The organism is Allocatelliglobosispora scoriae (assembly GCF_014204945.1).
GTDB lineage: Bacteria > Actinomycetota > Actinomycetes > Mycobacteriales > Micromonosporaceae > Allocatelliglobosispora > Allocatelliglobosispora scoriae.
Genome location: NZ_JACHMN010000002.1, coordinates 4,023,272 through 4,048,527, shown reverse-complemented (window position 1 = coordinate 4,048,527; position 25,256 = coordinate 4,023,272). Strand labels below are relative to the sequence as shown.

22 protein-coding genes are annotated in these 25,256 nt (G+C 69.3%); 5 read left to right on the top strand and 17 right to left on the bottom strand.

Features of this window, described 5'->3' with window-relative positions:
• Positions 1-57 precede the first annotated feature (57 nt).
• Positions 58-1,056, bottom strand: coding sequence for a glycosyltransferase family 2 protein (locus F4553_RS24015; RefSeq protein ID WP_184839502.1), 999 nt, complete (start codon positions 1,054-1,056; stop codon positions 58-60).
• Between the two features lie 170 nt (positions 1,057-1,226).
• On the bottom strand, positions 1,227-2,279 hold the full coding sequence (locus F4553_RS24010) for a lysylphosphatidylglycerol synthase domain-containing protein (RefSeq protein ID WP_184839500.1): 1,053 nt from the start codon (positions 2,277-2,279) through the stop codon (positions 1,227-1,229).
• A gap of 252 nt (positions 2,280-2,531) precedes the next feature.
• On the opposite strand from F4553_RS24010, the gene F4553_RS41155 reads away from it, so the two are divergent.
• Positions 2,532-2,999, top strand: coding sequence for a YybH family protein (locus F4553_RS41155; protein ID WP_184839498.1), 468 nt, complete (start codon positions 2,532-2,534; stop codon positions 2,997-2,999).
• A gap of 73 nt (positions 3,000-3,072) precedes the next feature.
• Here F4553_RS41155 and F4553_RS24000 read toward each other — a convergent pair whose 3' ends face one another.
• Positions 3,073-5,439, bottom strand: a complete 2,367-nt coding sequence (locus F4553_RS24000; RefSeq protein WP_184839496.1) for an ATP-binding cassette domain-containing protein — start codon at positions 5,437-5,439, stop codon at positions 3,073-3,075.
• A gap of 141 nt (positions 5,440-5,580) precedes the next feature.
• On the opposite strand from F4553_RS24000, the gene F4553_RS23995 reads away from it, so the two are divergent.
• Positions 5,581-6,552 carry a LysR family transcriptional regulator gene (locus F4553_RS23995; protein ID WP_184839494.1) on the top strand — a complete coding sequence of 324 codons (972 nt, stop codon included), beginning with the start codon at positions 5,581-5,583 and terminating at the stop codon, positions 6,550-6,552.
• 48 nt (positions 6,553-6,600) lie between these two features.
• On the opposite strand, the gene F4553_RS41150 is transcribed toward F4553_RS23995, so the two are convergent.
• From F4553_RS41150 to F4553_RS23980, 3 genes are all read right to left on the bottom strand, one after another.
• Entirely contained in the window at positions 6,601-7,671 is a 1,071-nt protein-coding gene (locus F4553_RS41150) for a proprotein convertase P-domain-containing protein (protein ID WP_184839492.1), read from the bottom strand.
• 111 nt (positions 7,672-7,782) lie between these two features.
• A complete protein-coding gene (locus F4553_RS23985) occupies positions 7,783-8,517 on the bottom strand; it encodes a sugar phosphate isomerase/epimerase family protein (RefSeq protein ID WP_184839490.1) in 735 nt (244 codons plus the stop codon).
• Between the two features lie 110 nt (positions 8,518-8,627).
• Positions 8,628-9,539 (bottom strand): Ppx/GppA family phosphatase, encoded by a 912-nt coding sequence (locus tag F4553_RS23980; RefSeq protein ID WP_184839488.1) that lies wholly within the window; start codon positions 9,537-9,539, stop codon positions 8,628-8,630.
• Between the two features lie 61 nt (positions 9,540-9,600).
• On the opposite strand from F4553_RS23980, the gene F4553_RS23975 reads away from it, so the two are divergent.
• Positions 9,601-10,377, top strand: a complete 777-nt coding sequence (locus F4553_RS23975; RefSeq protein WP_184839486.1) for a DUF3109 family protein — start codon at positions 9,601-9,603, stop codon at positions 10,375-10,377.
• On the opposite strand, the gene F4553_RS23970 is transcribed toward F4553_RS23975, so the two are convergent.
• The 8 genes from F4553_RS23970 to F4553_RS23935 form a co-directional block, all read right to left on the bottom strand.
• A complete protein-coding gene (locus F4553_RS23970) occupies positions 10,362-11,243 on the bottom strand; it encodes a glycoside hydrolase family 16 protein (protein WP_184839485.1) in 882 nt (293 codons plus the stop codon). The two genes, F4553_RS23975 and F4553_RS23970, sit on opposite strands and share 16 nt — an antisense overlap.
• A 149-nt stretch (positions 11,244-11,392) precedes the next feature.
• Entirely contained in the window at positions 11,393-13,477 is a 2,085-nt protein-coding gene (locus F4553_RS23965; protein WP_184839482.1) for an acyltransferase family protein, read from the bottom strand.
• A gap of 106 nt (positions 13,478-13,583) precedes the next feature.
• Positions 13,584-15,146 carry a glycosyltransferase family 2 protein gene (locus F4553_RS23960; RefSeq protein ID WP_221469994.1) on the bottom strand — a complete coding sequence of 521 codons (1,563 nt, stop codon included), beginning with the start codon at positions 15,144-15,146 and terminating at the stop codon, positions 13,584-13,586.
• A gap of 416 nt (positions 15,147-15,562) precedes the next feature.
• Positions 15,563-16,054, bottom strand: coding sequence for an endonuclease V (locus F4553_RS23955; RefSeq protein ID WP_184839480.1), 492 nt, complete (start codon positions 16,052-16,054; stop codon positions 15,563-15,565).
• Positions 16,051-16,428: a type II toxin-antitoxin system death-on-curing family toxin gene (locus tag F4553_RS23950; RefSeq protein WP_184839478.1), complete on the bottom strand. Its 378-nt coding sequence runs from the start codon at positions 16,426-16,428 to the stop codon at positions 16,051-16,053. The genes F4553_RS23955 and F4553_RS23950 overlap by 4 nt, the downstream gene beginning before the upstream one ends.
• The gene (locus F4553_RS23945) at positions 16,425-16,625 is read right to left on the bottom strand and encodes an Arc family DNA-binding protein (protein ID WP_184839476.1); all 201 of its coding nucleotides are present in this window, start codon (positions 16,623-16,625) and stop codon (positions 16,425-16,427) included. The genes F4553_RS23950 and F4553_RS23945 overlap by 4 nt, the downstream gene beginning before the upstream one ends.
• A 153-nt stretch (positions 16,626-16,778) precedes the next feature.
• Positions 16,779-17,462, bottom strand: a complete 684-nt coding sequence (locus tag F4553_RS23940; RefSeq protein WP_184839474.1) for a response regulator transcription factor — start codon at positions 17,460-17,462, stop codon at positions 16,779-16,781.
• A 22-nt stretch (positions 17,463-17,484) separates the two neighbouring features.
• A complete protein-coding gene (locus F4553_RS23935) occupies positions 17,485-18,615 on the bottom strand; it encodes a sensor histidine kinase (protein WP_376776288.1) in 1,131 nt (376 codons plus the stop codon).
• Between the two features lie 234 nt (positions 18,616-18,849).
• On the opposite strand from F4553_RS23935, the gene phoU reads away from it, so the two are divergent.
• Complete coding sequence (phoU, locus tag F4553_RS23930) at positions 18,850-19,488, top strand: phosphate signaling complex protein PhoU (protein WP_184839470.1); 639 nt, start codon at positions 18,850-18,852, stop codon at positions 19,486-19,488.
• A 72-nt stretch (positions 19,489-19,560) separates the two neighbouring features.
• Here the strand turns inward: phoU and F4553_RS23925 are convergent, their stop codons facing one another.
• The 3 genes from F4553_RS23925 to F4553_RS23915 form a co-directional block, all read right to left on the bottom strand.
• Positions 19,561-20,820 carry an MFS transporter gene (locus F4553_RS23925; RefSeq protein ID WP_312875326.1) on the bottom strand — a complete coding sequence of 420 codons (1,260 nt, stop codon included), beginning with the start codon at positions 20,818-20,820 and terminating at the stop codon, positions 19,561-19,563.
• A gap of 61 nt (positions 20,821-20,881) precedes the next feature.
• Positions 20,882-22,108 carry an MDR family MFS transporter gene (locus tag F4553_RS23920; RefSeq protein WP_184839468.1) on the bottom strand — a complete coding sequence of 409 codons (1,227 nt, stop codon included), beginning with the start codon at positions 22,106-22,108 and terminating at the stop codon, positions 20,882-20,884.
• The gene (locus F4553_RS23915; RefSeq protein WP_184839466.1) at positions 22,089-23,342 is read right to left on the bottom strand and encodes an MDR family MFS transporter; all 1,254 of its coding nucleotides are present in this window, start codon (positions 23,340-23,342) and stop codon (positions 22,089-22,091) included. Before F4553_RS23915 ends, F4553_RS23920 begins: the two co-directional genes overlap by 20 nt.
• A 182-nt stretch (positions 23,343-23,524) precedes the next feature.
• Between F4553_RS23915 and gpmI the strand changes: the two genes are divergently transcribed.
• Entirely contained in the window at positions 23,525-25,195 is a 1,671-nt protein-coding gene (gpmI, locus tag F4553_RS23910; protein ID WP_184839464.1) for a 2,3-bisphosphoglycerate-independent phosphoglycerate mutase, read from the top strand.
• Positions 25,196-25,256: the final 61 nt, after the last annotated feature.

The following is a 25,256-nucleotide window of genomic DNA, read 5'->3' as shown; positions in this document are numbered from 1 at the left end:
CTCCGGTTTCGGGCAAGGTCGGCCAACGCCGTGGATCGGTGGGAGGTCGGGGCGTTGCTACACGTAGAGCCGCCGCATCCGGGCAGGGAACAGCAGTCCCTGCAGGATCCCGATGCCGGCGGCGACCGCGGACGTCAGCGTCACCAGGAGGTGTAGCACCGTGAACTGTAGTCCGAACAGGACACCGTGGTGGCGGTAGGCGTAGGCGTAGGTCCGCCAGTCCAGCGCCATGCCGATGCCGACGAACACGCCCGCTGCGGCCAGCGCCCAGGGGCCGAGCACGACCGCCGACAGCAGGGCCAGCACCGCCGAGAGGACGAAACCACTGCCCAGTGCCCGATAGCTCGTCCCCGCGCCGCCGGGCAGCGCCTTGAGCCGCACCCAGTTGGGGGCACCGAGGCGCGTCCGCTGGAACACCTTCGTGATCATGACGCGCAGGGTGCCGTCGTGGTCGTGGCGGCCGCGGATCGACGAGGCGGCGCGCACCTCATAGCGGGCGTTGAGGCGGAATCCGTAATCCTGCTCCTCGGTCCACCGCAGCCGGCTGTTGAACGGGCCGATCTCACGGAACACCTCCACGCGGATGCCGAACAGGGCCGAGTGCAGTCCCGGAATGGGCCCGTCGATCTCATTGAACCATACGTATTGCTGAATGGCACGATAGCGCTTGACCAGGCTGTCGGGGAACATCGGCTCCGGCTGGTACATCCCGCAGATCGCACCGAGTCCCGGCTCGGCCTGCAGGACCTCCACCGCTTTCGCGACCGCGTCGGGCTCCAGCGCGACGTCGGAGTCGACGAAGAACAGCACCTCGCCGCGAGCGTGCTCGGCACCGAGGTTGCGCGCCGTGGACACCCCGCTGTTGACGGCGCTCTCCAGCACTGTCACGCCGAGACGCCGGGCCACGGCGACCGAGTCGTCGGTGCTGCAGTCGTCGGCGACAATGATCTCGATCGAGGGGTATGTCTGCTGCTGGATCGCCTCTATACACGCCGACAGCGTCCGGTCGTAGTTGTAGTTCGGAATGATCACCGAGACCAGCGGTTGCTCTGGCATCGCTACTCCGATCAGCTCGTGCTATCTGCTTTGTTGGGCATGTGCACTGCACCTCATCGACATCACTGCGTCGATGGATGCGATGGTGACGAATTTAGTGGGTCGAACGGCGCCATTGCCTTGTTCAATTCTTGGTACTTCATCGTGCTCTTCGGCATCGATTGCCGGAGTTACAGCGAGTCCGGCGCGGGCACGAGCAGATGCCGCTCGCCGGGCCGACGCGCCCGCCGCCGACGCAGGACCTCTATCACCAGCAGGCCCACGCCGGCCGTCGCCAGCTCACTCAGGATCACCACCAGGCGGCTGACCAGCGCGACCACGCCCGCCGCGGGCAGGGACAGGGTCACGCTGAGCGCGGTCAGCAACACGAACTCCCGCACGCCGAGCCCCTCGGGGGCGAACACCGCGAAGACCCCCGCCACCGTGCCGAGGCCGAACGCGCCGACGCACAGGAGCAACGACCCCGCCGGGGGCGCACCCATGGCGATCGCGAGAAACCACAACTGGACCCCGCCGAGCAGCCACGACATCAGCTGCATCACCACGTTGCGGCGGATGACCGACCCCGGCAGGCGCACCGTCGGCGGTGGGCGCCGCAGCAGCCTCGCCACCACGACGGCGGCCCAGGAGATCAGGTCCGGACGGATCAGCACCGCCACGATCGGCAGCGCCGCCAGTGCCAGCCACGCCACCGAGCCGCCCAGGACCTGCGGCCCGGCCAGCAGCCCGACAGTGGCGCCGGTCAGCAGGCCGATCACGAGCGTCAACATCCACGCCGATGTCATCCGGACGGTCGACACGCCCAGGGTCTTACCCATGCGGACGCTCACCACGTAACCGAAGATCTTGCCCGGCATGTATTTGGCGAACTGGCCCGCGAAGAAGATCCGCGCCGAGTCCGTGGCCGCCACGTCGCCGGTGACCCCCGACAGCATCGACAGCCACGCCCGCATCGACGCCAGCAGCGCGGCCCCGTTGGCCAGCAGCGCCAACCCCACCATCACCGCGAAGAAGCCGGCCGGTCGATCGCGCATCGTCGTGGCCAGCACCGACCAGTCCTGGCTGTGCAGCACCGCCGCGATCGCAGCCGCCGTCGCCACCAGGAAGAACACCGTCACCGCCCGGCGACGCAGCACCCGCCAGCGCCGCTCCGGCTCGGCGCCGCCGGCCTCGGCACCGCCGAGGTCGGGTTCGCCGCCGTCTTGCAGTTCGATCGCCGACACTCCACACCGACCCGATCCGTTGTGAGGCTGGACCCTTGCGGTCGACGCTAGCGGGCGACCGCTTGGCGAGTCCTTGGTTCGCCCCGGCACCGAACCGCCCAGCGAGGTGCGGCGAGGCGGGCGAGCCACCGGTTTCGTACCCCGACCGTCCGGCATTGATCAGCCGATCATCCGGCCCGCTCGCATCGAACGCCTTCGTATGATCGTGTTCTATGTGGACCCACCCGGTCCCGCCTGACTACTGGAGGATCTGTGCGTAAGTGGTATGCGGGGGCAATGGCGGCGCTCAGCCTGGCGGTACTGCTCGTGGTGCCTGGCACGGCGGGCGCGCATGGCGAATACACGGCGCGCGGATGCGAGCGGAACTTCGACCGGGCGGTGGCTCACTTCGATGCCGTCTTCCTGGCCAAGGACCTGCCCGCAGTCATGTCCTACTATCACGACGAAGCAGTGCAGATCGGCGCCGCCGGTACCTACCGGCCGAACAAGGCAGCGATCGAGGCCAACTTCAGCCGCCTCTTCACCTTTGATTTCATCGCAACGTTTCCCGAGGTCAAGGTTATCGAGGGGTGTAACACCGCGACCCTGGTGGTCGACTTCACGCTGACCATCCCGTCGGTCAACGTCAAGCAGCACTTCTACAACGCGCTGACCTTCGTACGCGAGCACGGCAAGTGGAAGATCGTCCTGGACGTCAGCTCGCCGCTGCCGGTCGTCTGACCCTCGTCACCCGACCCGCCACCGCCCGGCCGTACGCCGGTGGGTGGCGGGTCGTGCTCTGTCGGGCGCCGGGTCAGCCGACGTACGCCGCGAGGTGCTCCCCGGTGAGGGTGGAGCGGGCGGCGACGAGGTCGGCCGGCGTGCCCTCGAAGACGATCCGGCCGCCGTCGTGGCCGGCGCCGGGGCCGAGGTCGACGATCCAGTCCGCGTGCGCCATCACCGCCTGGTGGTGCTCGATGACGATCACCGACTTGCCGGAGTCGACGAGCCGGTCGAGCAGGCCGAGCAGGCGCTCGACATCGGCGAGGTGCAGGCCGGTGGTGGGCTCGTCGAGGACGTAGACGGTCGCCTTCTCGGCCATGTGGGTGGCGAGCTTGATGCGCTGCCGCTCGCCGCCGGAGAGCGTGGTGAGCGGCTGTCCGAGGCTGAGGTACCCGAGCCCCACGTCGGCGAGCCGGTCGAGGATGGCGTGCGCGGCGGGCGTACGCGCTTCGCCGGCACCGAAGAACTCCTCCGCCTCCGTCACCGACATCGCCAGCACCTCGCTGATGTCCTTGCCGCCGAGGTGGTACTCCAGCACCGACGCCTGGAACCGCTTCCCCTCGCACTCCTCGCAGACGGTCGCGATGCCGGCCATCATCGCCAGGTCGGTGTAGATGACCCCGGCACCGTTGCAGGTCGGGCAGGCGCCCTCGGAGTTGGCGCTGAAGAGCGCGGGCTTCACGCCGTTGGTCTTCGCGAACGCCTTGCGGATCGGTTCGAGCAGCCCGGTGTAGGTCGCCGGGTTGCTCCGCCGCGAGCCGCGGATCGCACCCTGGTCGACGAGGACGACACCTTCGCCGGCGGTGATCGACCCGCGGACGAGGGAGCTCTTGCCCGAACCGGCGACGCCCGTGATGGCGACGAGCACGCCGAGCGGGATGTCCACGTCGACGTTGCGCAGGTTGTTCGCCGTCGCGCCACGGATCTCCAGCGCGCCGGAGGGCGTACGCACCTTCTCCTTGAGCGTGGCCCGGTCGTCGAAGTGGTGTCCGGTGATGGTGCCGCTGGTCCGCAGCCCCTTCACGGTGCCCTCGAAACAGACGGTGCCGCCCGCCGTCCCCGCGCCGGGACCGAGGTCGACGACGTGATCGGCGATCACGATCGTCTCCGGCTTGTGCTCGACGACGAGCACCGTGTTGCCCTTGTCGCGCAGCCGCAGCAGCAGCTCGTTCATCCGCTGGATGTCGTGGGGGTGCAGCCCGATCGTCGGTTCGTCGAAGACATAGGTGACATCGGTGAGTGACGATCCGAGGTGCCGGATCATCTTGGTGCGCTGCGACTCGCCGCCCGAGAGCGTACCCGCCGGGCGGTCGAGCGACAGGTAGCCGAGCCCGATGCCGACGAAGGAGTCGAGGGTCTGCTGCAGGGTCTCCAGCAGCGGGGCCACCGACGGCTCGTCCAGGCCGCGGACCCACTCCGCGAGGTCGCTGATCTGCATCGAGCAGGCGTCGGCGATGCTGATCTTCTTGATCTTGGAGGACCTCGCCGCCTCGCTGAGCCGGGTGCCCTGGCACTCGGGGCAGACGCTGAAGGCGACCGCCCGCTCCACGAAGGCGCGGATGTGCGGCTGCAGCGAGTCGACATCCTTGGAGAGCATCGACTTCTGGATCTTCGGGATCAGTCCCTCGTAGGTCAGGTTGATGCCGTCGACCTTGATCTTCGTGGGCTCCTTGTGGAGCAGGTCGTGCAGCTCCTTCTTGGTGAACTTGCGGATCGGCTTGTCCGGGTCGAAGAAGCCGCAGCCGGAGAAGATGCGGCCGAACCAGCCGTCCATGCTGTAACCGGGGATCGTCAGGGCGCCCTCGTTGAGCGACTTGCTGTCGTCGTAGAGCTGGGTCAGGTCGATGTCGTTGACCGATCCCATGCCCTCGCAGCGCGGGCACATGCCGCCGGTGATGCTGAAGCTGCGGCGCTCCTTGACGGTCTGCCCGCCGCGCTCGATGGAGACCGCACCCGCCCCGCTGATCGAGGCGACGTTGAACGAGAACGCCTGCGGCGAGCCGATGTGCGGCTTGCCGAGGCGGCTGAAGAGGATGCGCAGCATGGCGTTGGCGTCGGTGGCGGTGCCGACCGTGGAGCGGACGTTGGCGCCCATCCGCTCCTGGTCGATGATGATCGCGGTGGTCAGGCCCTCCAGCACGTCGACGTCCGGCCGCGCCTGCGTCGGCATGAACCCCTGCACGAAGGCGCTGTAAGTCTCGTTGATCATCCGCTGCGACTCCGCGGCGATCGTGCCGAAGACCAGCGAGCTCTTGCCCGAGCCGGAGACGCCGGTGAAGACCGTGAGCCGCCGCTTCGGGATCTCGACGCTGACGTCCTTGAGGTTGTTCACACGGGCGCCGTGCACACGGATCAGACCGTGGCTGTCGGCGACGTGCATCTCAGACTTGCTCATCATGTCTCCATCCGCTGGCCGGGGCCGCCCGTTGTCGGTCACTCTAAGTGACCCCGGTGACCGGCGCTTCTCGATTGCTGATCGGCCCGGGAAGTTTACCGGCAGCGCCTTCCACGCACGCCTATTTGGTCCTACCTTCACGTTATGGACATCGAGCTGCGTCACCTTCGTACGATCTGCGTGATCGCGGAGATGGGTAGCGTGACCAAGGCAGCCGCCGCTCTGGGCATGGCACCGTCCGCGCTCACCGCCCAGCTGCAGCGCATCGAGCGGGCCGTCGGCGGCGTGCTCTTCGACCGCGATCGGCGCGGGACCCGGCCGACGGCGCTCGGCGAATTCGTGCTCGCGCGGGCCCGGGTGCTGCTCCCGGCGGTCCGGGACCTCCAGGACGAGGCCAACCGGCTCGCCGCCACCGGTGAGACGCTGAGCCGCTACCGGATCGGCGCCACCAACGGGCCCATCGTCGGCGGCCTGGTCCAGCAGCTCAACCTCGCGCACGCGCAGGCGCACGTGTCGACCTACGCGAGCTGGTCGGCGGAGGAGCTGGCCGAGATGCTGCTGGCGGGCAAGCTCGATTTCGGGGTCGTCGGTGTCTGCGGCGATGCGGCGCCGCCGGCCGGGCAGGGCCTGATCTGGCGCACGATCTCCCTCGACGCGGTCTTCATCCTCATGACCGACCAGCATCCGCTCGCCGGGCTGCCGGAGGTCGACCTCGGGGAGCTCGCCGGGGAGCAGTGGGCGAACGCACCCGGCGACAGCTGTTTCAGCGACTGCTTCGCCGCCGCCTGCGCCCGGTCCGGCTTCACCCCCCGGCACGTCTTCGAGACCGATGTCGGCGGCTGCATCGATCTGCTGACCAGCGGCGCCGCCGTGGTGCTCTGCCAGGGCACCTTCCGGCAGGTCCCCGGGATCACGATGGTTCCCATCGCCGGGACCCCGCTGACCTGGCGCCATCTGCTCGGTTACCGCGGCGACGGCGTGGAGGCCGGTGTCGCCGACGACGTGCTGGGGCACGCGACCACGGCGTACCTGGAGACGGTCGGCAGCCGGCCCTGGTATGCCGACTGGCTCCGCGACCACCCCGAACTCGGCGCGCAGTCCACGGTCCCCGCGTGAGGTGGTGGTGCGGATCCGCACCACCACCTCACGCGATCGACCCCGCGATCACACCCGGAGCGTCCAGGTGTCGAGGTAGCCGGTGTCGCCCGTGTAGGCGTCGTAGATCCGCAGGCTCCAGGCGCCCGCCGCGGTCTCCGACGACAGGTTCCGGGTATAGGTGGTGTCGACGTTCGCCGCGCTGTCCGCGCTGTCATAGGCCTTCAGCGAGTACGCCGTCCCGTCCGGCGCGACGAGGGAGATGACGACGTCGCCCCGATACGCATGGACGACGTGCACCTCGATCGTCGCCGTCGCCGAGGCCGGACGCGAGCAGCCGGAGATCGTGATGGTGCTGCTCACGGTCGCCCCGGTGTCGGGGATCGTGACGTTGGTGCCGTTCGTGCCGGTGCACGCCGCCGGTGCCGAGGCGGTGGGCGTCGGGGTGCTCCCGCCACCGCCGCCGAGCACGGTCACGACGGTGATCGTGACGTTGGTGCAGGCGGCCGCCCGCGAGGTGAGCGAGCTCTTCTCGGCCGTGTCGACGGTGAGGCCCCAGCGGGTCTTCGCCGCCGCCCACTCCGCGATGTAGCGGCAGTAGACGCTGGTCAACGGCGGCATCCACTCGGCCGGGTCCTTGTCGCCCTTGGACTGGTTGACGTTGTCGGTCACCGCCGCGAGCGTCCTGGCGTCGCCGAGGTCGTTGGCGTAGGACTGCCGCTGAGCCGTGGTCCAGTTGCGCGCGCCCGAGTCCCACGCCTCGGCGAGCGGGACGAAGTGGTCCACGTCGAGGTCGGCCGGGAGCGTCCAGTAGACGCCGTCGTAGTAGGAGAACCATCGGCCACCGGTGAGGCTGCATCCGGATCCGACGGTCGGGGCGGTGACCGCCTCGGCGATCAGCACCTCGTAACGGGTGTTGCAGCCATCGCCGTCCGCGTCGATCCAGTGCGGGAAGAGGTCCCGGTTGTAGCCGGTCCGGACCTCGGTGGCGACGGGCAGGTCGGCGATGAGCGTACGCAGCGGCTTCGTGATCGTGGCCGCCTGAGCGGGCTGCGCGACGCCGAGCCCGACCACCGTGGCGGTCGCGGCCAGCGCGAGGGTTGCCGCCATGAGCCAGGCGGTGCGGTGCGGGGTGGACATGGACACTCCCGGGGGGCAGGGGAACGGTTGAACCGTTTCTAGCCCCCGGGACGAGTGTCCTCATAGTCCCGAAGCCGTCATACCATCGATGCGCAGAGCGCCCGCGCTCTCCTATCGGGATGGCACCGCGGGTTTGTCGAGGTGCTGCCGGGCGAACGCGAGCGCCTCCGCCAGCGCCTCCGTCCGGTCGTCGCGGCTCTTGGCCCGCCGCGTCGAGACCTCCACCGCGATCGACCCGGTGAATCCGCGTCCGGCCAGCGACGAGAGCAGCTCCGCGCACGGCTGGTTCCCGCGACCGGGTACGAGGTGCTCGTCGCGCCCCTCACCGGTCCCGTCGCCGAGGTGCACGTGCGAGAGCTGGGCGCCCATCGAGTCGGCCATCTGCAGCGTGTCGACCCGTGCGGCGGCACAGTGCGAGATGTCCAGCGTGTAGGCGTCGTGCCCGGTCAGCGTCGGATCCCAGCCCGGCGTGTAGGGCACGAAGTCCCGCCCCGCCATGCGCACCGGGAACATGTTCTCCACCGCGAACTTGAGGTCCGAATACTGCTCCCCCAGCCGCGAGATGCCGTCGCTGAAGGTGCGCGCGTAATCCCGCTGCCACGAGAACGGCGGGTGCACGACCACGGTCGAAGCGTCGAGCGAACGAGCCAGCTCAGCGGCCCGGCGCAGCCGCTCCCACGGGTCCGGGCTCCACACCCGCTGCGTCACGAGCAGGCAGGGCGCGTGGATCGAGCCGACCTTCACGCCGTAGTGCTTGGCGAGGCCGCGCAGCGCCCCGGCGTCCTGGCTGACGGCGTCGGTCCAGACCATGACCTCGACCCCGTCGTAACCGAGTGAGGCCGCCATCTCGAACGCAGCCGACGTCGGCTCCGGAAAAACGGACGAACTCGATAGCAACACAGGCACTGACACGACCCCAGGGTAGCCCTGCCCTCCTAAACAAGCATCTCAGCGCGCTAGCGCATGTGCTCGAGGATGAGTCCTTCCCGCAGCGCCCACGGGCAGATGTGCACGACATCCACGCCGAGATGCGTCATCGTGGCGTGCGCCACCACCGCGCCCGCGAGGAGCTGGTGTGACCGCTGCGGGCTCACCCCGTCGAGCTCCGCGAGCGAATCGGACGGGATCCGTGAGATGAAGCTCAGCACCTGGGAGAGCGCCGTCCGGGTCAGGATCCGCGGCGCCCAGAGACCCTTGCCCGATGGCGCCGCACCGGCGAGCCGCGCCAGCGACCGGAACGTCTTCGACGTGGCGGCGGCCCGGTCCCAACCCTCCACCACCGAGAAGTCGGTCTTGGTGAGGTGAGACATCGTGTAATCGCGCAGCTCGGCGATGTTGGCGGCGGTGGGCGGGTCGCCTCGGAGCCGGTCGCGGGTGAGCCGCCCGGCGCCGAGCGGCAGCGAGATGGCGAGCCCCGGCTCCTCGTCGATCCCGCAGGCGATCTCCAGCGAGCCGCCGCCGATGTCGAGCACGAGCAGCCGCCCCGCCGACCAGCCGAACCAGCGCCGCACGGCGAGGAAGGTGAGCCTCGCCTCGTCGGCGCCGGGCAGGACGCGCAGGGAGACGCCGGTCGCCTCGCGTACGCGAGTGAGCACCTCGCTGGAGTTGGTCGCGTCCCGCACCGCCGAGGTGGCGAAGGCGAGCAGCTCGTCGACACCGAGACGGGTGGCGGACTCGCGGGCCGCGCCGACGGCCTCGACGAGCGAGGTCTCACCGGCCTTGGTGAGCGCACCGTCGGGCCCGAGTTGCTCCGCGAGGCGCAGCATGCTCTTCTCCGAATGTGCGGGCCATGGGTGGGCGCCCGGATAGGCGTCCACTATCAGCAGGTGAACGGTGTTGGAACCGACATCGAGTACGCCGAGCCGCATTCCGTCACCATATCCGTCGCGTCGCACTTGTCATGTCCGGTGGCGGAGCTAGTCTCGGCAGGTGCTGAAGACTGAGGTCGGCCTGGATTTCCCCCGCGAGTGGATCGAGTTCGTCGACCCATCGAACCCCGGCCATCTGATCCGTGCCGATCTGACCTGGCTGCTGTCCCGTTGGAGCTGCATCTACGGCCAGGGCTGCCACGGGATCCTGAAGGACCGTGCGGTCGACGGCTGCTGCTCGCACGGCGCCTTCTTCACCGACGACGATGACCAGAAGCGGGTCAAGGCGGCGGTGAAGAAGCTCTCCCCGGAGACGTGGCAGCACTATCGGCCCAAGTTCAAGGAGTGGACCGAGCTCGACGAGCTGCACGACGAGTCACCGGCTCGGCGCACGGCGACGGCGGGCCCGGGCAAGCCGTGCGTCTTCCTCAACGATCCCGACTTCGCCGGTGGGGGTGGCTGCGCGCTGCACGGGCAGGCGCTGCGCGACGGCGTACACCCGCTGGAATATAAGCCCGACGTGTGCTGGCAGCTGCCGATCCGGCGCGACATGGACACGATCAAGCGGCCCGACGACACGGAGATGCAGCTCACCGTGCTCACGGAGTTCGACCGGCGGGGCTGGGGCGCGGGCGGGCACGACCTCAACTGGTGGTGCACGTCGTCGCCGGAGGCGCACATCGGCAAGACGGCCGTCTACAACTCCTACGAGCCGGAGCTGATCGCCCTGATCGGCGAGAAGGCGTACGCCAAGCTGGCGGAGCTGTGCCAAGCGAGGCAGAGGAGGGGCCTGATCGCCCCTCACCCTGCCTCGCCCGCTGGTCAGCCGCGCTCGTAGACAGCCAGGTAATCCACGAGCAGCGGCCGCCCGTCCACGGTGGCGGCGTTGGGCCCACCTCCCCGAACGTTGGGGAGGTGCCCTCCGATCGCCACGTTGAGGATGAGGAAGAAGCCGTGATCGGTCGCGTCGCGCCACGCCTGCGCGCCCATCTGGCCCTCGTTCACCCGGTGGCGCACGACTCCGTCGAGGGAGAAGCGCACCTCCTGCGGTGAGACGCTGCGGTCGAGCTCCACCGCGAAGGTGTGGAAGCCCTCCCGGCAGCCCGGGCACGGCAGCTCCGGTGAGCCGAGCCCGGCGGTCGCCTCGCGGCACGGCCCGTCGGGCAGCGAGCCGCAGTGCATCGCGGAGTGGTAGCCCTCCGCGCCGTTGACCTGCTCGACCAGGTCCAGCTCGCCCCACTGCGGCCAGCCGGTGTAGCCCTTGGTCCGGATCGGCTCACCCATCATCCAGACCGCCGGCCAGTAGCCCGCCCCGGTGCGCGGGTCGACGTCGGGCAGCCGCAGCGCGCCCTCGACCCGCAGGGTGCCGTGGGCGGGTGCGGCGAAGTCGGACCGCTGCGACTCGATCCGCCCCGAGGTCCAGCTGCCGTCCTTCGCCCGCCGGGGCGTGATCGCGAGGTGGCCGGCTCCGTCGAGCGAGACGTTGCGCGGGTCGTCCGTCACCGTCTCGATCTCGCCGGTCCCCCACCCCGGCGCGTAGCACCCCGGGTAGCACTTCCCCAGGTCGAACCGCCAGTTCGCGGCGGCCGGCCGCTCTCCGGCGGCCCCGTCGAAGTCGTCCCGGAAGACCAGCTCCCACCGCTGCCCGGCGCTGCTCGGCACCGGGTCCGCCGTGGTCGCGGCAGGCGCGCCACACCCGCTCACCAGAGCCAACCCCCATCCGACGGGTACGCCCACCGCAAGCACCCGCCGCCCAAGATCGCCGCAACTCTTGAAGAGTTGGTGCTTTGAGGGGCGCCCCTGCCGAAACCGCCGCACAAGATCCCCGCAACTCTTCAAGAGTTGGTCCCATGTCATGCGAGCCTCCCCGGGAGGACGCCGTACTTGATGAGGGTCTGCTCGATCCGGGGAGCCAGCAGGGTCGCGGCCGTGTTGGTCAGGTGCGCGTCGTCGCGGTAGAGGAGCACGCCGTCGAGGACCGTCGGGCAGCTCGGCGTCGGGCAGAGCACGTCGTCGACGCTCACGACATACGCACCCGGCCGCTTGCCCGCGAGGATCTGATCGGCGAGCGGATCCGTCCACAGCCCCGACGACCTGGCGAAAGCGCACTCCTGCGGTGCGGCGATGTGCCCCGACAGGCAGGTCGGCACGTCGGTCGCCGGGAACGGCGTGTCCCGCAGATAGACCACCGGCGCTCCCGTCGCGGTGAGCCGTCGCATCGGCCCGTCCCAGGCGGCGAGCAGAGCCACGGGGTCGCCCTCGTACCGGTTGAGCGACGACACCACGACCAGCTTCGGCGCGGGGCCCGACTCGATCCGGCGCAGCGCGTTCTCCCGCCACTCGTCGCACTCGTGATAGGCCCGGCCCAGCTGCGGATTCGTGATCTCCAGGGTGGCGATCGGGCAGCCCGACTTCGTCAGCACCTCCACGGCCCAGCCCCGGGCTGCGGCGATCCGTTCGGCGGCCGGGTACCACTGGGCTGCGTGCGAGTCGCCGAAGAGCACGATCCGGTCCGCCGGTGCCGCCGACGGTGTCACGAAGCGGCAGGCCGGGCTCGTCGTCGCGGCCGGGTCCACCTGGCAGTCCCCGACCGGCGGCAGGTCGTCGCGGGCCTGGAGCGGACCGGGATAGACGCCGGTGAGGATCGGGGTGACGGTGAGGTTGGGTCCGTCGAGCGCGCCGGTGAGCGCGTTGACGGCCGCCTGCGGTGGACTGGACTTCAGCGCGTTGAGCGCGGCCGTGCCGAGCAGCAGGGCCACGACCAGCGGCGCGACGATCGAGGTGAGCCCGATCGACAGGCCCCTCCTCGGGAGGGCGCTCACCACGGCGGAGAACCGCAGCGGGCGCTCGACGAGGCGCATCGTGATCCACGCGGGGAGTGCCGAGGCGAGGACCAGGGCCAGCTTGACCGGCCACGGCTGCTCGCCCAGGCGTGCCTCGGTGAGCACGAGCACCGGCCAGTGCCAGAGGTACCAGGCGAAGGAGAGGCGGCCGATGCGGCGTACCCATCCGATGGAGAGCGCACGGCCGACGGCCGAGAGCGGACCGGCGAGGACGACCCCGACGGCGCCGAGGGTCGGCAGCAGTGCCGCCGTGCCCGGGAAGGCGGTCTCCGCCGTGAAGGCCACGGCCGAGACCCCGATCGCGAGCACCCCCGCGACCCCGGTCACGTTTTGCAGCAAAGCGTGCCCATTTCCCGCGCCGAGGCCACGTTTTGCTGCAAAACGTGACCAGGGCGCGGGGCGTGACCGGGATGCGGAGCGTGACCCGGGCGCGGAGCGTGACCAGGCGACGGCCGCCGCAGCCAGGCCGCCGAGGCCGAATTGCCAGGCGCGTGCGGGCGACGCAAGGTAGGCCAGCGGTTCACTCGTCTGGGTCCAGTGCAGCGACAGGGCGAACGAGCCCGCCGTGACCAGGCCCATCACGATCGGGATAGCGATCCGGCGCCGGAAGGCCAGCGCAACGAGCAGCAGCAGCGGTGCCCAGATCAGGTAGAACTGCTCCTCGACCGCGAGCGACCAGTAGTGCAGCAGCGGGCTGTGCGCCTGCCCTGCCGCGAGGTAGTCGGTCTGCGCGGCGATGAAGCGCCAGTTGCCGACGTTGGCGGCGGCGGCGATCACGTCCCACGCCACGTCACGCTGGCGCAGCGGCGGCAGCAGCAGCCAGCTCGCCACCCCCGTCGCGACCAGCACCACCGCGGCGGCGGGCAGGATGCGCCGGGCCCGGCGGGCGTAGAACTCGGCGAGCGAGATCCGGCCGTCCTCGCGCAGCTGCCGCAGCAGCAGCCCGGTGATGAGGAAGCCGGAGATGACGAAGAAGACGTCGACGCCGATGTAGCCGCCGGTCAGGAGGGGCACCGAGGCGTGGAAGCCGAGAACGGTGAGCAGTGCGACGGCCCGCAGGCCCTCGATGTCGGTCCGGAAGGGATGACGCGACATCACTTCGCCCAGGGCAGCATCGCGTCGACCCAGCCGGAGGCGGCGAGGCCCACGAGGGCGAGCGCGACGGTGATGGCGAGAGCATCCGGCCAGCTCAGCGAGTGGTTCATGAGGAGACCTCCGCGGTCAGCAGCGTCCTACGTGGACGATCAGGAAGCAGCGTGACCACGGCGTCACGGATCAGGGGCAGTGCGAGATAGGTGTTGGCGAGGATGAAGCCGCCGGCGGCCCACAGGTTGGCCCACCCGTGCAGCGCGATGGCGTAGGCGAGCCCGCCCCAGGCCACGGCGTTGCTGGCGAGGAGCCAGCCGATGGCGAGCTTGCTCGTCGTCCGCGCCAGCGGCGACTTCACCGCTGCGGCGCCGGTCGGCACCCACGCGGCTGTCCGCCGCCGGATCAGGTGCACGATCGCCACCGCGTGCACGATGCTGTAGAGCAGCTGCGCCCGCGTCACCTCGAACCGCCAGCGCGTCTTGGAGACGGCCGGGAGCAGCACGAACCAGATCCACGCCGGGGCGAGGAAGGGCACCATGTGCCACGGCCGGATGTCGCCGGGGTAGAACCAGAGCATGATGACCGCAGGCAGCGGCACGGTGAAGACGTTGAGCGCGTTGACGAAGTAGCTGGTGAAGCCGTTCCAGAACGCGAGCCGCACCCGCCACGGCAGCCTCATCCGGTGGAAGTCCCGGTTGACCATGAGCTCCAGGTTGCCCATGCACCAGCGGTACTGCTGGTTGACGAACGCCGTCAGCGTGTCCGGGCTCAGGCCCTTGGCGAGCAGGACCGGGACGTATTGCGTACGGAACCCGACCTTGCGCATCTCGATGCCGGTGAACATGTCCTCGCTGTGCGACAGCTTCGGGAAGCCGTCGATCGCCGCGAGCGCCGTCCGGCGGTAGATCGCGTTGGTGCCGCAGCAGATCGCCGCGTCGTCGGCGTCGCGCGACGGCTGCAGCCAGCGGAAGAACATCTCCTGCGCCGCACCGGCCGCCCGCTCCACCCAGGTCATCTCCGACCTGGTGTCGAAGCACTGCGGGCTCTGCGCGATCCCGACCGTCGGATCCTCGAAGTAGGGCACGAGGTGCCGCAGGAAGTCCGGCCGAGGGCAGAAGTCCGCGTCGAAGATGGCGATGAGGTCGCCGGTCGACTCGGCGTACCCGAAGTTGAGATTGCCCGCCTTCTTGAGGTGCCCCCGATCGGGCCGGGTGCGATATTCGAAGCCGAACTCGGCCGCGAGCGCCCGAACCTCCGAGCTTGCCGCGTCGTCCAGCACCCAGATCACCAGCGGGCCGTCCCACTCCAGCTTGCTGACGTGGGTGTACGTGTTCCGCAGGATCCCCAACTGCTCCCCGGCACTGGGCAGGAAGACGTCGATGCTCGGTTTGTCGACCGGGTCCCAGGACCGCACGAGCAGCTCATGGGACTGCCGGGTCAGGCGGCGCTGCTTCTGACCGTCCACGAGCGACATGCTCCAGGCCACGATGTTGAGCGCCAGGACGCCGAGGAAGACCCAGAGCGCCGGGTGGCGCAGCGAGAAAAGGAAGAGCGTGACGGCGGTGAACGTGTACGAAGCCGACACGCAGAGCAGGACCCAGCGACGTTGCGGGCCGAAATACCAGAAGAGTTCTTCGTCGCCGGGCGGTGACACGGCGACGGGCATGGTTGACATCAAAATTTTCCCTCCCCCAAGGGCTTTCGATGCTCAACCTAACCTGATCTTGTTAAACAGTAAAGAAACTTAACGGAAATCACAATGAAGCTTCTGGCCTCTGGCAAGCACTTTTACCAACGCGCCCGTTTCGTTCGTCCACAATAGACTAGGCAGATATCCATCCCAATCGACACGCGCGGTCCCCGGTCCGGCACGCCCCGCAGGTTCGCGCGCACGCTCGCGGCCCTGGTCACGTTTTGCAGCAAAGCGTGGCTATTCTGCGGTGCAAGGCCACGCTTTGCTGCAAAACGTGACCAGGGGCGAGCTCGGGCCTCCGCCCGCGACGCCCCGCCGCGAGTGCTCCGTCCGAGGCGCGGAGCGCTGGGCGTGGAGCCCTAAGCGCTGGGCGCAGAGCCCTGGGCGCGGAGGCGGATTCAGCGGCCTCGGGAGAGCTGGTCGACGCGGCGCAGCGCGTCGGGGATGCGGTGCTCACCGGCCATCCCGCGCACCATCGCCGCCGCATCGTCGACGGGGAACCCGGTCGCGGTCACGAGCAGCGGCCGCGCCGAATCTCCGCGCAGCACCGGCACCGCATGCGTCGCGCTGCGGAAAGCGGTCTTGGCAACCCCGACAACCGGGATCCCGAACGCCTCCGCCGCGTGGACGCCGAGCCCGGGCCGCCCGTCCGGGTCGAGCTGGACATAGCCGTCCACGATCAGCAGGTCCAGGTCGACACCGGCGAGCACCGCCCGCAGGCAGGGCAGTTCGCGTTCGAAGAAGGCGCCGGGCCGGTAGGGCGCCACGTCGGTAAGCCGGACCACCCGCTCGCCGGCGAGCACCCCGAACGACGGGTCCTCCGCGAGCACCAGGGCAGCGACGGCACCACCCGCGTCGGGGTAACCGACGTCGACGGCCCCGATCCTCATCGCCGCAGCCCGCGCAGGCGAGCCGCGATCTCCTCGACCTCTCTGAGCGAGCCGTCGGCGATGGCGAGCACGAAAGCCTCCGCCTCGTCGACATCGGCGCGCAGCGGCTCCTCGCCGTTGAGCTCCAGGAAGACCCGCATCGCGACCCAGCCGAGGCGCTTGTTGCCGTCGACGAGCGGGTGATTGCCGATCAGCGAATGCCCGAGCGCGGCGGCCTTCACCCACAGATCGGGGTAGGCGTCCTCGCCGAAAACCGACGTACGCGGGCGGGCGGCAGCGGATTCGAGCAGACCGTAGTCACGGACGACCGGCGGTCCGCCGATCGCGTTGCCGGTGATGATGAGCAGCTCTTCAGCGGTGAGGAACTCCGTCACCCGAGGCGTCGCAGCAGCTCAGCATCCTCGCCCGCGATCCGGGCACTCAGCTCGTCGATCCGCTCGGTCCGCTGGTGCCGCTGGACGTAGTCCTCGACGGCGATGATCAGGGTCTGGGTGAGGCTGCGCCGCTCAGCGGTCGCGATCGCCTTGACGGCCTCGTGCAGCTTCGCGGGCAGCTCAAAGGTAACGGCCATGATCAAACTTTACCATTAAAACACCATCATTTCAATGGCACTCTATTTCTGGGTCGCTTCGCTCCCGAAAAGCCGCAACTCTTCAAGAGTTGTTGTTAAGGCCTGGCGGCCTGAATCAACAACTCTTGAAGAGTTGCGGCTTCACACCAGCGATCACGGCTCGAACTTGTAGCCGAGGCCCCGAACGGTCACCAGGTGCCGAGGCGTCGACGGCTCCGGCTCGATCTTGGAACGCAACCGCTTCACGTGCACGTCCAGCGTCTTCGTGTCGCCCACGTAGTCGGCGCCCCACACCCGGTCGATGAGCTGGCCCCGGGTCAGCACCCGGCCGGCGTTGCGCAACAGCAGCTCCAGCAGCTCGAACTCCTTGAGCGGCAGGGCCACCTGGTCGCCGTCGACCGTCACGACGTGGCGCTCCACGTCCATCCGCACCGGCCCGGCGGCGAGCGTCGCGCCCGACACGTCGATCGTCTCGGTGACCTGTCGGCGCAGCACCGCCCGGATCCGGGCCACCAGCTCACGCGGCGAGTACGGCTTCGTCACGTAGTCATCGGCGCCCAGCTCCAGGCCGACCACCTTGTCGATCTCGCTGTCGCGAGCGGTGACCATGATGATCGGCACGCTCGACCGGGACCGCAGCTGGCGGCAGACCTCGGTGCCCGACATCTCGGGCAGCATCAGGTCGAGCAGCACGATGTCGGCGCCGGTGCGGTCGAATTCCGTCAACGCAGCAGTACCCGTGGCCGCCACGGAGACCTCGAACCCCTCCTTGCGGAGCATGTAGGAGAGCGCGTCCGAGAACGACTCCTCGTCCTCAACTACCAAAACCCTGGCCACAGGGGGTGTCCTCTCTGCTGAACTATGCGCCGATGGAAACCGATGCCGGTAGCGGCAACTGGTCGTCCGGTGGGCGCGCGGGAAGCCGGAGGGTGAACGTCGAACCGCCACCCAGGGTGCTGGTGACCTCGACCCGGCCACCGTGGTTGGTCGCGATGTGCTTGACGATGGCGAGGCCGAGGCCCGTGCCGCCGGTCGCCCGGGACCGGGCCCGATCCGATCGGTAGAAGCGCTCGAAGACCCGGTCGACCTCGTCGGCGGCGATGCCGATGCCGTGGTCGGCGACGCGGATCTTCACCCGGTGGGTGTCGCCGTTGATGGTCACCACCACCGTCGACCCCTCCTCGGAGTAGGCGATCGCGTTCTCGACCAGATTACCGACGGCCGTCGCGAGCTGGCTGTCGCTGCCGTAGACGGTGAGGGAGCGATCACCGCGTACCTCAATGTCGATCTTCTTCGCCGCCGCGGCCGTGCGCGAGCGGTCGACCGCCTCCGCGATCACCCAGTCGACGTTGACCGGCTCGGGGTCGGGCAGCGGCTCGGCGCCCTGCAGTCGGGTCAGCTCCAGCAGCTCGGAGATGAGCGTGCCGAGCCGGACCGATTCGCGCTGCATGCGCTCGGCGAAGCGCCGGGCCGACTCGACATCGACGTCGTCGGCGTCCGAGGTCGCATCCATGATCGCTTCGGCGAGGAGCTGCAGCGCGCCGATCGGGGTCTTCAGCTCGTGGCTCACGTTGGCGACGAAGTCCCGGCGCACCCGGGCGACCCGGTGCGCCTCGGTCACGTCGAACGCCTCGATCGCGACCAGGCCGCCACCGAGGGCGACCGCTCTGAGCTGCACGCCGAGCGGCTCGGCGCCGCTTCCCTCCATGCCGCGAGGAAGATCAAGTTCTACTTCGCGGCGTACGCCGGTCCGCCGCACCTGTCCAGCCAGCGTCCGCACGATCGGGTGCGCGATGAGCGACCCCGGTTCCGCACCCGCCCGGAGCAGCCCCATCGCCCGAGCGGACGGGTTCACCTGCACGGGTATGTCGGTGCTGTCGAGCACCACCACCCCCACCCGCAGCGAGTCCAGCGCTCTTCGCCCGAGACCGGAGAGCGGATCAACCATGTCAACCTCCGGCGCCGCTCGTGATCGATGACCCCACAGCAGCCCGACGACCGCACCGACCACTGCCGTACCAGCGGCGATACTGAGTCCCAAGCCCGTGTTCACGCTGCGAATGTAGCCCGCACGTTAACCGGCTGATCACCCGCATGCAGACAAAAGCGACGGCCTATGGGTCAATGTTCACCTAGCTGCGGCTCATCGTTCACCGGCGTTCACCCAGGTGTCGTTCGGTACTCATACCGTGGGCCGTCCGAGACGAAAACTGGAGTGGGTTTCATGCGCGAGGAGTTCCGGTCCGACCTGCGCGAGGTCGGTCACCTGCTGGTATCGATGGCGGAGACGTCCCGTTCACAGATGCGCCAGGCCACCTACGCGCTGCTCACCGCCGACAAGGAGTCCGCCGAGGCGGTCATCGCCAACGACGAGGCCATCAACGGTCTCTTCAAGGAGGTCGAGGAGCGCGTTCACCGGCTCCTCGCCCAGCAGCAACCGGTCGCCCGCGACCTACGCGCCGTCATCACGGCCCTGCACATCTCGACCGACATCGAGCGGATGGGCGACCTCGCCGAGCACGTGGCGAAGACGGCGCTGCGCCGCCACCCCGCCTCCGCCGTCCCGGCCGAGCTCGCCACGGTCTTCGCCGACATGGCCGAGGCCGCCGACCGCATCGCCGGCAAGATCACGCTGGTCCTGGCGGAACGGGACGCCAAGCGCGCCGCCGAGCTGGAGCACGACGACGACGCGATGGACGAGCTGGAGCGCCACCTCTTCGAGATCATCCTCGGCCCGGACTGGTCCTACGGCGTCGAGTCCGCCATCGACGGAGCCCTGCTGGGCCGCTTCTACGAGCGCTTCGCCGACCACGCCGTCAACGCAGGCCGCCACGTGATCTTCCTCGTCACAGGCGAGAACTAACCCCAAAATTCGCGTTGATCAAGGGAAGACTCGCCGCATATCGGACTACCGACATGGCGAGTCTTCCCTTGATCAACGCGAATTTTCGGTCTGGGGGGTGGGCGGCGCGGCGGGGACGGGGGGTGTTGTCGCGGCCAGGGCTGCGGCGACCCTTCGCTCTCGGGGCGGGCCGGCCAGGAGGTGGCCTATCGCCGCCAGGATGCCCAGGGTGCCGATGATGAGCCAGTGGGCCGAGCCCAGGTGGTCCAGGCTCCAGCCGCCGATCGCCGGGGCGGCGAAACCGGCCGCCGGAAAGACCAGGTAGAAGACCGCCTGGTAGCGGGCGCGCAGCTGCGGCGGGGCCAGCTCGGCGATGACCGAGGCGTTGGGCGGGGCGGCGAGCATGCTGCCCATGGTCCAGATCGCGGCGGCGAGCAGGTACATCGGCACGATGTCGGCGGCGCCGATCACCGCGTATCCCACGCCGAGGAAGGCGAAGGCGAGCGCGAGCACCCGGCCCTTCGTCCGGCCCTGGATCAGCTTCGGTACGAAGAGCTGGCCGAGCACGATGAGGATCCCGGGCAGAGCCATGACCAGTCCGAATGCCCGTGGCGAGAGCCCGTCGGCGTTCATCGCGAGCTGGACCATCGAGCTCTGCGAGCTGATGAAGGCGAGCACGAAGGTCAGCCCGACGAAGATCATGAAGTACGAATCGCGGAACGCCGCACCGAGACCGCCGCGCTTACGCGAGCTGGGCGTCGACGGTTCCTTCCGCACGGTCTCCGGAATCTTGAAGTAGATGATCGTCGCGGTGACCGCCGTCATCGCCGCGTCGACCGCGAAGAGCGCGAAGAAGCTGGTCGACGCGATGGCACCGGCGATCGTCGCGGCCATCGCCGTTCCGAGGTTGAACGCCCAGAATTGCAGGTTGAAGGCGCGCGACCGGGCCTCCTCCGGCACGATGTCGATCGTCGCCGCGACGAGGGCCGGCCCCGGCATCGAGTGGAACACCCCGGTCGCGGCGGTGAGCAGCACGATCAGCCACAGGTCGTCGGCGAAGCCGAGCGCCAGCAGCAGCGTCGCCGCCACCCCGTTGGCGAGCAGCAGCGTCGAGCGCCGCCCCCACCGGTCGGCGAGCACGCCGCCGAGCAGGCTGCCGCACGCGCCGCCGATGCCGTAACCGGCCGTGACCAGGCCGATCACGGTCAGCGTCAGCCCTCGTGAGTCCTTCAGGTAGAGCGGCAGGAAGAGCATCGCGAAGGCGCCGACCCGGTTGACGAGCATGGCGGTCCAGAGCGTCCAGAACGCCCGGGGCAGGCCGCCGGCGGTCTCGGCGTAGAAGCGTCGAATCACAGTTGCCTCAAGCAGGTCATGGATGGAGCAGCGGGCATCGCACGGCAGCGGGCGAGGGAGGTCAGGTGGCGAGGGCCTCGGCGCGGCGCTCCCGGGCAGGTCCTGAGGCTACCTGAGCCACGGCGACCACCACTCCGATGACAGCACAGCCGAGCCAGAGCTGGGAATTGCCCACATGGTCCTGCACCCATCCGCCGAGCACCGGCGCGGCGAATCCGGCCACCGCCCAGGAGAGGTTGAGGACGCCCTGATAGCGACCGCGCATCTGGCTCGGCGAGAGCGCAGCGACGAGGGTCGAGTTGGCGGGAGCGTTGATCATCTCGCCGACGGTCCAGATCAGCACCGTCATGGCGTAGAAGACCGGGGTCGCGGCGAAGGCGGTCAGCCCGAAGCCGACCCCCATCACGACCGCGGCGGCGGCGAGCAGGTGCGATCGGCTCCGGCCCGCGAGCAGCTTGGGGATGAAGAGCTGGCCGCAGACGATGAGCAGCCCGTTGAGCCCGATCACCAGGCCGTATGTCTGGCTGGAGAGCCCGTCGCGGGTCATCGCGATCGGCAGCGTGGTGAGGTGCTGCATGAAGACGAAGGCGACGAACAGGTTGAGCCCGACGAAGGTGAGGAAGACCCGGTCCCGGAAGACCTCCCGCAGCCCCGGCCCGCGCTCGATGGGACCGACTCTTGAAGAGTTGCGGCGATCTTGGCGCCGGACCGTGCCGGTCTCGGGGACCTTGACGAAGATGAACAGGGCGGTGGCGAAGGTGGTCGCGGCGTCGACGATGAAGAGCAGGTGCGGGTCGAGGCCCGCGGCGAGCCCGGCGAGGGTCGCCGCCAGCGCGAACCCGACGTTGACCGCCCAGTAGTTGAGGGTGAAGGCGCGCAGCCGGTCCGGTTCCCCGACGATGTCGATCAGCATCGCGGAGGATGCCGGCCGAGCCGACTCGGCGAAGAAGCCGAGGGCGAAGGCGAGCGCTGCGAGCGCGGGCAGGCCCGTCACGAACGCCATCGCCAGCAGGATCGCGGCACCGGCGACCTGGCCCGTGAGCAGGGTGACCTTGCGGCCGATCCGGTCGGCGGCGATCCCGCCGAGCATCGTGCCGAAGGCGCCACCGCCCGCCCAGAGGCCCATCACGAGACCGGCCTGCGTCGCCGAGAGGTCCCGCACGGTGGTCAGGTAGATCGTCATGAAGACGATGACGAAGCCGCCCGCGCGGTTGATCAGGGTGCCGAACCAGAGGTACCAGAAGGTGCGGGGCAGTCCCCCGGTGGTGTCACGCAGCCACCGGCTCACGGCGTACCCCCTCGGTGATCTTGGTTAGCTCCGCGGCCCGGCGCTCGCGGGACGGGCCGGTGATCCACTGGATCGCGGCGACCAGCAGCGCGAGCGCGAGCAGGCCGAGCCAGAGCGTGGCGGGCGGGGTGTGGTCGAGGACGAAGGCGCCGACGACCGGCGAGATGAAGTTGGCGAGGGTGAAGCTCATCGAGGCGATGCCCTGGTAGCGCCCGCGCATCCTCGGCCGCGACAGATCCGCGACATAGGTGCCGTTGATCGGCGCGTTCAGCATCTCGCCCAGGGTCCAGATCATCACGGTCACCGCGAGCGCGCCGACGGTCCCGGCCACGGCGACCGCGCCCATCCCCACTCCGACCAGGACTCCGGCCGCGACCAACACGTGGGTACGCCGGCGGCGCGCCACCAGCTTCGGGATGAAGAGCTGCCCGACCACGATCATCACGCCGTTGACCGCGATCACCGCGCCGTAGTCCGCCGGATCGAGACCCTTGTCGATCATGGCGATCGGCAGCAGTTTGCAGGACTCGATGACGATCCAGAGCCCCAGGTTGAGGGTCACGAAGATCATGAAGGTGCGATCCCGGAGCACCATCCCGATCGTCCCGTCGGGACGGCCGACCACGTCGCGCGGAGCCGGACCCGGTGGCCGGGTCTCCGGCAGCTTGATCGCGATGACCACCGCGCTGAGGCCGAGCGCGAGCGCGTTGAGGGTGAAGACGGCGGTCCGGGGCGCCGAGGAGAGCACGCCCGCGAGGATCGCCGCGCCGGAGAAGCCCAGGTTGATGGCCCAGTAGTTGAGGTTCATGCCGCGCAGCCGAGCCGTCGGACCGAGGATGTCGACGAGGCTGGCGCTGAACGCCGGGCGCCCCAGCCCGCCGAAGAGCCCGTAGACCGTGACGAGGACCGCGATCAGCAGCTTGTCCATCGTCAGGCCGAGCGTGATCGCGGTGAGCGCACCCGCGCCGAGCGCGAGCAGCAGCGTCGGCCGGCGGCCCCACCGATCGGCGAGCACCCCGCCCAGCAGTGATCCGGCCGCCATGCCCGCGCCGTAGAGGCCGAGCACGAGACCCGCATAGGTGATCGAGAAGCCATAGACGGTCACCATGTGGATCTCGAGGTAGAGCGTTACGAACGCGCCGAGGCGGTTGATCAATGTGCCGGACCACATGTACCAGAAGGTGGCGGGCAGCCCGCCCGCCGTCTCCGCCATCCACCCGCGCAGCGTCCGCACGCGTACCGCCTTAGTAATGAGTCATGCGCCCCGAATGCCTTACAACCTATCCTTGGGGTACGACGTCGGTCACCCGATTTAGACCGTGGTGCTGATCACGCCGGGACATTCGGCAGAATGAGGGCTGACACCTGGTCGACGTTGACCCGGCCTACTTGGATGCACCGGGGAAGGACCTCCGCATGCCCACTGGTAACTCTTCGCTCGCGCCCAACTCCGCAATCCCCGCACCCGCCGGACCCGTCGTCCTGCTGGTGCTGGACGGAGTCGGCGAGGGCAAGCGCGACGAGTTCGACGCCGTCGCCGTCGCACGTACGCCCACCCTCGACGCGCTGCGCGCGAACTCGGTCTTCCGCAGCATCCTGGCGCACGGGCCCTACGTCGGCCTACCGTCCGAGAGCGACATGGGCAACTCGGAGGTCGGGCACAACACGCTCGGCGCCGGTCGCATCTTCGACCAGGGCGCGAAGCGGATCGACAAGGCCATCGAGTCCGGCGCGATCTGGGACGGCGCCTGGTCGGAGATCGTCGCGCAGGTCCACCAGCGCGACTCCGCCCTGCACCTGATCGGGCTGCTCTCCGACGGCAACGTGCACTCCAGCATGGTCCACCTGCAGGTGCTGATCTCGAAGGCGGCGCAGGCCGGCATCCGGCGCGTCTACGTCCACGGCCTGCTCGACGGCCGCGACGTGCCCGACCGCACCGGCGAGCAGTACGTCATCACGATCGAGAAGCAGCTCGCCGAGGCCGCGGCCGCGATCGTCGGCGGCGCGGACTACCGGGTCGCCTCCGGCGGTGGCCGCATGGTCACGACCATGGACCGCTATGAGGCCGACTGGCGCATCGTCGAGCGCGGTTGGCAAGCACACGTCCTCGGCACCGCCCGGCCCTTCACCTCGGCGCTGACCGCGATCAGCACGCTGCGCGAGGAGACCCCGGGCATCAGCGACCAGCTCATCCCGCCCTTCACGATCGTCGGCCCCGACGACCTGCCGATCGGCGCCGTGCGCGACGGCGACGCCGTCATCTTCTTCAACTTCCGCGGCGACCGGGCCATCGAGCTCTCCCAGGCGCTCACCGCCGGGCCGGAGTTCGACTCCTTCAACCGCGGCCGCGTCCCCGAGATCTACTTCGCCGGGATGACCCTCTACGACGGCGACACCAACACTCCGGCACACCGCCTCGTCGAGCCGGAGCCGGTCCCGGACACGATCAGCGAATACCTCGCCGGTGCGGGAGTGACCCAGTGGGCCGGTGCCGAGACCCAGAAGTTCGGGCATGTCACCTACTTCTGGAACGGCAACCGGTCGGAGAAGTTCGACGCCGCCACCGAGACCTACGTGGAGATCCCGTCGGACCAGGTGCCCTTCAACGAGCGCCCGTGGATGAAGTCGGCCGAGACCGCCGACGCGATCATCGCGGCGATCAGGTCCGGCGACTACCGCTTCATCCGGGCCAATTTCCCGGGCGGCGACATGGTCGGGCACACCGGCTCATTCGAGTCGGCGGTGATCGCGATGGAGTCGATCGACCTGGCGATCGGGCGGATCCAGCAGGAGGTCGAGCGCACCCGGGGCACGCTCGTCATCACGGCCGACCACGGCAACGCCGAAGACATGGTCGAGCGGGACAAGCAGGGCCAGCCGACGCTGGTCGCCGACGGCAGCCCCCGCTGGAAGACCGCGCACAGCACCAACCCGATCCCGCTGATCATCGCCGACTATGACAACAGGGTCTTCCACCTGCGCGACGACCTGCCCAAGGGCGGCCTGGCAAACGTGGCGGCGACGCTGATCGAGTTGCTGGGTTACGAGGCTCCGAAGGAATTCGAACCAAGCCTCATCACGGAGTAGCCCGTCTGGCGAGGTCCAGGTTTCGACAGGCAAGGCGGAGCCCGGCGCCGTGTGCGTTCTT

Excerpts from the sequence above, each read along its gene's own strand:
- F4553_RS24015 (WP_184839502.1), bottom strand. The coding sequence starts at position 1,056 with ATGCCAGAGCAACCGCTGGTCTCGGTGATCATTCCGAACTACAACTAC.
- F4553_RS24000 (WP_184839496.1), bottom strand. The coding sequence starts at position 5,439 with ATGATGAGCAAGTCTGAGATGCACGTCGCCGACAGCCACGGTCTGATC.
- F4553_RS23995 (WP_184839494.1), top strand. The coding sequence starts at position 5,581 with ATGGACATCGAGCTGCGTCACCTTCGTACGATCTGCGTGATCGCGGAG.
- F4553_RS41150 (WP_184839492.1), bottom strand. The coding sequence starts at position 7,671 with ATGTCCACCCCGCACCGCACCGCCTGGCTCATGGCGGCAACCCTCGCG.
- F4553_RS23985 (WP_184839490.1), bottom strand. The coding sequence starts at position 8,517 with ATGGCGGCCTCACTCGGTTACGACGGGGTCGAGGTCATGGTCTGGACC.
- F4553_RS23980 (WP_184839488.1), bottom strand. The coding sequence starts at position 9,539 with ATGCGGCTCGGCGTACTCGATGTCGGTTCCAACACCGTTCACCTGCTG.
- F4553_RS23965 (WP_184839482.1), bottom strand. The coding sequence starts at position 13,477 with ATGTCGCGTCATCCCTTCCGGACCGACATCGAGGGCCTGCGGGCCGTC.
- F4553_RS23960 (WP_221469994.1), bottom strand. The coding sequence starts at position 15,146 with ATGTCAACCATGCCCGTCGCCGTGTCACCGCCCGGCGACGAAGAACTC.
- F4553_RS23955 (WP_184839480.1), bottom strand. The coding sequence starts at position 16,054 with ATGAGGATCGGGGCCGTCGACGTCGGTTACCCCGACGCGGGTGGTGCC.
- F4553_RS23945 (WP_184839476.1), bottom strand. The coding sequence starts at position 16,625 with ATGGCCGTTACCTTTGAGCTGCCCGCGAAGCTGCACGAGGCCGTCAAG.
- phoU (WP_184839470.1), top strand. The coding sequence starts at position 18,850 with ATGCGCGAGGAGTTCCGGTCCGACCTGCGCGAGGTCGGTCACCTGCTG.
- gpmI (WP_184839464.1), top strand. The coding sequence starts at position 23,525 with ATGCCCACTGGTAACTCTTCGCTCGCGCCCAACTCCGCAATCCCCGCA.